Below are 6,970 nucleotides of genomic sequence, written 5' to 3' on the forward strand. Positions count from 1 at the left end.
TATTCCAATTGGTAAATCGCTAATGCCGATGGCAGAGCAGGGTGGTCGCCTTTACATAGTATCCACCGATGAAATATTTAGGTCGGATGATAAGGGTGAAACGTGGAATGTGATTGGTTCCCGACCACAGGGACACGCCGTTGGTCTCATTATCACGGGTGAGAGTTCTACGATGTATCTTGCCCTCAGAGATGAAGGGATTTATCGATCTACAGACGGTGGGACACAATGGCACTTATTTAATGACGGATTAGTAAACAAAACGATTTCCACAGTCGCTGCTGTTGGAAAAACAGTGTTCGCGGGTACGGCGCGCGGTCTCTATCGTCTCGACTCAGGCACTTGGCAAAAATTGCCGGTGGAGACATCAAGAGCCATCTACTCTTTGGCAGTATCTGAGAATAATCTCTATATTGGGACGGGGCCCGATCTGTTAGGATTCACGCCAATAGGGGTAACACAGGAAGTACAAAAAATTGAATCGCATGCACTCAAGATTTTCCATTCAACTGACTTGGGAGCATCATGGACGGAAATAACACCGAATTATAAATCTTACGCTTACCTTCGAGTGATACCCTCTGGCATGACGGTTTTGGCTGTTGGTGAAGTGCTTTTAGCGTCAACTGCCAGCAAACGCTATCATTCAACAGATAACGGACAAACCTGGACAGAACTGCCAGGAGATGCGGATATGTTTATGGTTCATAGTCTACCAGCTGTGGCCGTAAACGAGACGACATTTTACAAAGTCGGTCCCTTTGGCGTTCATCGCACAACCGATGGTGGAAAACGGTGGCACTCACTTATAGAGGGCATGGTGGGAACAAGGTTAAAGGATTTAGTTGCGGTCAACAACAGATTATACGCGTATACTGGCTACGCAGTGTATCAATCCACTGACGAAGGTGTGTCTTGGAAAAAACTCTCAATTGCCGAGAGGTTTTTTGGGAAGGTGACTACAATTAGAGATGAATCATCACCGGGCAGAACTCGTATCTCTAACACCTTTAATTCAAAATTGATAGTTGATGACAACAATCTTTATTTTCTTTCATATTCTATAAATAACAATTTGCGAATTTCCGGCTTATCTACACGCAATATACCCACTTCTGATGATTCTGAAAAAGAGCATCAATCAATCGTATCAACTGTTTCCCCTCCTGTACGCGACTTACATGGAAAGGACGTGAAAGCCACAACAGTCGTAGTCTGTAACGATGTGTTCTATGCTGAATATGGACGGACGCTTTTTAAGTGGAGACTTGGTGATCCGGTATGGACAAACACAGGATTAATAGACATGAGCCAGCTGTCTTATGAAGACTTAAGTAAGGATCTCAAATTAGCAGTTTTGGGAGAAACCATCTACGTCGGCAAACGCGATGGTAAACTCTTCCAGTCGCTTGATGGAGGAAGCAGCTGGAGAGATGTTACGTCAAACCTACCACTTCACTTTACCCATTTCAAGGAAATAACCCTTGTCGGTTCAACAGTTTATGTTGCAACAGACGAAGGCGTCTTGAGTTCAGAGACAGGCGTACACTGGCGCGTGCTAACCGATAGTGCGGGTACACGTCCGATCATAGACAAATTTGCTGTGGATAGCTCCACAATCTACGGTGTTGGCGACATCGGAGCCTATCGCTTGGATACTCGGAGTCAATGGAAACAGATCTCTTCAGAAGTGCCGGATAAAATTAATGCGCTCACTATTGTTAACAATAAACTCTATAGTGCTACTGAAGATCGTGGGATATTGCACATCTCGCTTGCAGAAGAATAGACAACACAACATTGCCGGAACAAACTGCGTCTTTGGTTCATAGGAACTTCTGGTTTATCTGATAAGCGTATAGGGCGGATGCAAAATCCGCCCTTCACAATTTAATATCTCACGAAAGATCGTCCTACAACAAGGTATGGTCTTCTGGAAAGTGCCAAAACCGATGAAAGTCGATGAATAATCTCCTACATAATCGACAATACTGTTATCAAGAATAGTCCCCGCCTTCTCCATGCCCCAAATTTTTCACTTTATGCACCCTTTCGACTTTCAAATCGGATCATTAATAATTATACAGAACTTACGCACTTCCTCTTAAAGTCCCCCTGATAAGGGGGATTTAGGGGGTGTTTTTGCTGGGGTGTTTCTTAAAAACATTGAAATCTTCTCACTGCAAGGCATTTTTCAGCAAAAAGCATATCTTGTCTGTTCAATTTGCGTAAGTCCTAAATTATACAGAACTTACGCAACGCGCAATAAATTTTTCACTTTATGCACCTTTTCCACTTTCAGATCGGATCATTAATAATTATACGGGACTTACGCAACGCGCAATAATACACGTCGCATTTCGGTAAACCTCTTAACTGATTACTGAAAACTGATTACTGAAAACTATTCAGGGAGTTCAACATGTTAATGACATTGATTCAAAAAGAGATTATGCATCACATTCTGAGCGTCCGTTTCGTCGCGCTCCTTGTGATGTGCCTGCTTCTCGTTCCACTGACGCTTTCTATAAATCACCGAAATTATCGCCAGAACTTAGTAGATTACCAACAAGCCGTTAAACTCGCAAACATTGAAGAAACCACGATGAACCCAGGGATGTCACTGGATCCAGAACTGGAAGTTTCCAAACTCCTCCTCAAACCGACCGCTTTAAGCGTCTTCGCAAATGGATTAGCAGATGTATTGCCGAGTTATCTCGGCATGACCCGCAATGGGGTTACACAAGGTGCCCCTGCCTTGGTGTCCTCTCTCTCCTATATGTTAGGGCATCTCGATTTTCTGTTCGTCGTCGGTACCGTCTTCAGTCTACTCGCGTTACTGTTTACGTTCGATGCGGTCGCCGGGGAACGAGAAGCAGGCACCCTTCGGATCACCTTAGCCAATTCCCTACCGCGCGACCTATTTTTATGGAGCAAATTGATTGGCGGATACGTGGTGTTTGTCGTTCCGTTCTTAGTGTCGTTGCTGTTCGGATTACTGATGCTTGTCTGGCAAGGTTTCCCTCTCGGCGAACCTGAAATTTTTCCGAGAGTCTTCAGTTTAACCCTCATCTCATTGCTCTATATTGGTGTCTTTTTTGCAATCGGGACAGTGATTTCTACCTACTTAGACAATTCTAAGACGGCACTCATCATCGCCTTTACTGTTTGGGTGTTTGCAGTGTTGATTACGCCACGCGTTGGGTTCCTCGCTGCCAAATTTATCGCACCAGCACGGACTTCACAGAGCGTCTATATGGAAAAAACAGCCATGCGAGACGATTTCAACGCAGCACTCAAAGAGGAACAAAACAAAATGATCATGGAAATCCCCCTCAATGAAAAGGGACACAGACACATAGGTGGGGAGGTTTCCAGAAAAATTACTGAACGTATGAAACTTTTTGAAGCGGAATATAGATCGAAATTCCTGAACCATTCTAACACATTGGATCGGAATTATAAACGTGAAATTGAACGGCAAGAACAGGTGGGGCAGATGCTCTCTCGGCTCACACCGACATCTTCCTTAATTTATATCACTACAAACTTGACACAGACCGGAAAGGCAAAAAGAGGCACCTATTTTCAAACGGGCGATAACTATTATGAGATGCTCTATACAGACTTATTCAGTAAAATTATAGATTATACGTATAGCAGGCAAGACAGACCCGTCAAAATCACACAACCCCCATCTGTGGAGATAACGACTTTAGGAGAAACACTCCGTCAATCGGCGGTGGATGTGATGCTGCTCTGCTTCTTTGCAGTCATATTGACAACCGTGGCGTTTCTGAAATTCTTTCGTTCCGATATTTGACGCAACAAACTGTTAAGGTATGTCAGTGATAGTTAACAATGGTAAACTTTTACGAAACTTCTGTTTCTTTTACAGAATTCCTTTCTACATGAAGGCAACGCTAACGAAGGAGATAAATGAAAATGAAACATAGAAACCTCACGCGAATATTCTCGATTTTGACAGCCTTAAGTATCGCCACCGTTTTTGGGTTCCAGGCGAATTCACAAACAACCACTTCCTTCACATTCGCAGAATCAATAGAAGGTAGGGCACCAGCACCAGATAATACCACCCCTGAAGAATATGATGGACCGCAAACTGTGAAGGGATTGATGAACGCCTTTGATGCGGCGTACAACCAAAGGTTTTCAAAGGTAAAGGTGACGGCAACCTTTGGGGACGGTGGCGTTTATCGGAGCGAGCTTGCAATTAGCGGTGAAATAGACGCGCGACATTCACGCGTAGAGTGGCTCCACATGCTTTTGCAGAGAGGTATCACTATAGAGGATTTCGACGATTACAGGATCTACCTGTCAAAGCGACACACTTTAGCATTTTTGGAGGACAATCCGGATTTACGGAAAATCGGGTTTCTTGGCATGCCTTTAACGGATGATCAAGAAGCTTATAAACTCGCTTATATCAATAAGTTAGTAAAAAAGAAAAATCAGAAGGAAATTCGGGAAGCCTCAAAACGGGTTGAACGTATCAAGGAACAGATTGAACGCTCTGAGAAACAACTTGAACGGGCAAAGAAACAGTCTAATCCGCAGCGGCTTAAACATGTTCAAGTCCAACTTGAGAGAGCTGAAAAACAACTTGAAGATGTGAGGGTGCAACTCAAACGTATACAAGAGGTTTTGGAACACCTCAAAAAGCCGACGCCTCCTCAGGACCTAACACCTCCTGAAAAACCAAAGTAGAATATAAGAAAAAGGTCTTCGTATCCGCCTTTACAGGACAAGGGGATAGACCCTTTTGGACTATTCTGTTTTGTCAATATGGCAGGACTTATACGCCGCATGCTTTTCTGGATACGCTTTAGATAAACAACAAAGGGCGGAAGTGGCGTAAGTCTTGCTAAAAAGGGAATTCAATATGTTAGGGACATTGATTCAAAAAGAGATGATGCATCATATTCTGAGCGTCCGGTTTGTCATGCTCCTTTTGATGTGTCTATTGCTTGTTCCGTTGACCCTCTCTATCAATCATCAAAACTATCGTAAAAACCTTTTGGATTACCAAGAATCCGTTAAACTGTCAAACATCGAAGAAAAGATCATAAACCCGAGTATGGAACTCGAACCGGAGCTGGAGGTATCTAAACTCTTCCTCAAGCCGACACCCTTGAGCGTTTTCGCAAATGGATTGGGTGACGCACTGCCAAGTTATCTTGGGATGACGCGTAATGGGATTACCCAAGGTCCACCGGCAACCGTTTCCGACTCTATTGCCCACCTTTTAGGGCATCTCGATTTTCTGTTTGTCGTCGGCACCGTCTTCAGTTTGCTCGCACTGTTGTTTACCTTCGATGCAGTTGCGGGGGAAAGAGAAGCAGGCACGTTGCGGATTAATTTAGCGAACGCCCTGCCACGCGACCTCTTTTTATGGAGCAAACTCATTGGCGGATACATCGTGTTCGTGGTGCCGTTTTTGGTGGCGTTTCTCTTCGGTTTACTCGTCATCGTCTGGCAAGGGTTTCCGCTGGGGGAGCCAGAGGTTTTCCCACGCGTCATGAGTCTGATGCTCGCCGCGCTGCTCTACATCGGTGTATTTTTCGCCATTGGTACAGTGATTTCCACCTATTTAGATAGTGCCAAAACAGCACTCATCGTCGCCTTCACTGTCTGGGTATTCGCTGTGCTGATTGTGCCACGCATCGGGTTTGTCGCGGCGAAATTAATCGTACCCACAAAAACCGCGCAGAGCGTTTATCTCGAAAAGACCGCACTCCGCGAGAATTTCAATGCTGAACTTGAACAAAGAAAAAAGGAGATGCACCAAGAATTCTGGAAAGATCGTCCGAAGGCTTCCCATGAACAGATGTATGCAGTAGGACAGGAGTTCGATAAACTGGTGCAACCGCTTGAAGGTGCCTATCAGCAGAAATTCGCGGATCGCACCGACCAGATAGATAGGAACTATCGACGCGAGAAAGCGCGACAGGAAGCGGTCGGCGAGACCCTCTCACGAATCACACCGACTTCTTCCCTAATTTATCTCACCACGAACTTGACACAGACCGGAAAGCTTAAAAAACACAACTACTTTGAAGCAGCGGATCGTTATTATGGCGCACTTCACGCGGATCTGTTCAGTAAAATAGTAGATCACGCTTCCGTCAGAAGTTACCATCCAGATGATCTCTACACACTTGCGCAGCCACCCCCTATAGCAGTTCCTTCTTTAGATGAAACGTTAAGGCACTCACTGGTGGATGTGCTCTTCCTATGCTTCTTTGCGGTGATGTTGACAACCGTAGCGTTTCTGAAATTCTTCCGTTCCGATATTTGAATTGAACGCACTCTTGAACGCATTAAGGCATAAGTCGAACGCGCCAAGGTACAGATCGAATTAGCAGGCAAGAAATTAAACATAAAAGTGGATGATGGCAATTTGTTTTAAAATTATGCACCCTTTCCACCTCAAAATCGTATCTTTAATAATTATACTAAAGTTTGGACAATATTGTAAATTCAAGCTGCCTTATCAAGAAGCAGGGTCGTATCAAGTTGAGAATCGGAGCTATTATTCTGCGAGTTTGTTTTTTCTGTGGTATCTGATGCGAGATCAAATCAACAGGAGTTATTTCTTTCAGAGTTTCTCCGAACTCTGTGAAGCCGTTATGGGTTGGCTTGACAGATTACTTTTTTACGATTCCAATCTTTGATGGGGATTTATGAACCCCAGCAACTGAATTTAGAAAACTGTGAAATGTATATTTAATATTGCTTGAAGTTTAAGAATTTAATTCGGTAATACAACAACTCCTTACTGTAGGAGCGAGCTGGGCTCGCGATCTCTAATGATTACCGAAATATTTATTTAATCTTCATCAAGCAATATTAAATAATAAAGTATCAATTTTTCGATTTTTCCGCAGGCACAACCCCCGTATGAAGATTAATAAATTAAACGGGTAATAACCCGACATATCGAAGGAGT

Annotated in this window: 4 protein-coding genes; all 4 read left to right on the plus strand. The window is 43.9% G+C overall.

Translation table 11 applies throughout. The annotated features are described in order from the left end of the window. Nucleotides 1-1,789, plus strand: a 1,789-nt coding sequence (locus OXH00_13705) for a hypothetical protein (protein ID MCY3742065.1), incomplete at its 5' end; no start/stop codon positions are given. A gap of 633 nt (nt 1,790-2,422) precedes the next feature. After that, nucleotides 2,423-3,823: an ABC transporter permease subunit gene (locus OXH00_13710; protein ID MCY3742066.1), complete on the plus strand. Its 1,401-nt coding sequence runs from the start codon at nt 2,423-2,425 to the stop codon at nt 3,821-3,823. Between the two features lie 122 nt (nt 3,824-3,945). Continuing rightward, nucleotides 3,946-4,728: a hypothetical protein gene (locus OXH00_13715; GenBank protein ID MCY3742067.1), complete on the plus strand. Its 783-nt coding sequence runs from the start codon at nt 3,946-3,948 to the stop codon at nt 4,726-4,728. Nucleotides 4,729-4,903: 175 nt separating this feature from the next. After that, entirely contained in the window at nt 4,904-6,319 is a 1,416-nt protein-coding gene (locus tag OXH00_13720) for an ABC transporter permease subunit (protein ID MCY3742068.1), read from the plus strand. Nucleotides 6,320-6,970 lie beyond the last annotated feature (651 nt).

The sequence above is a fragment of the Candidatus Poribacteria bacterium genome (assembly GCA_026706025.1).
GTDB lineage: Bacteria > Poribacteria > WGA-4E > WGA-4E > WGA-3G > WGA-3G.